The 324-nt window shown below is 59.0% G+C and carries 1 protein-coding gene; it reads left to right on the top strand.

Annotated features, from left to right (window positions below):
- On the top strand, positions 1–324 hold a 324-nt coding region (locus tag ACQ4MZ_RS31645; RefSeq protein ID WP_430852040.1), incomplete at both ends, for a hypothetical protein.

Below are 324 nucleotides of genomic sequence, written 5' to 3'. Positions count from 1 at the left end.
TTGACTGCACCTGCTGTGACAGGTTGCCCCTCGCTGACAGCCAGTATGCTCTCGCCAGCCAACAACGCGAGTGTGGTAGGAACGGCCAGCACGACGACCGCTGGCAGGGTGATCACCGCCCTGAGCGTATCGACTTGTGTCCCGACAGGTACCACTATTACGAGCGTAGAAATCTGGGCGTCGACTACCTCGGATACATTCCATAACCTGATGGGCAAAGCAATCCCTGATGCCAGCCAACCCGGTGTTTACAAGCTGTTGGCTGAGGAAGGCAGTGCCGACGGGAAGTGGCCGGCAGCTTTGCTGGATCCGGGTACCTACCGC

The organism is Dyadobacter sp. BHUBP1, from assembly GCF_050587785.1.
Classification (GTDB): Bacteria; Bacteroidota; Bacteroidia; order Cytophagales; family Spirosomataceae; genus Dyadobacter.
Note: the sequence above shows the minus strand (reverse complement) of the source record. Positions and strands in the feature narration are given on the sequence as shown.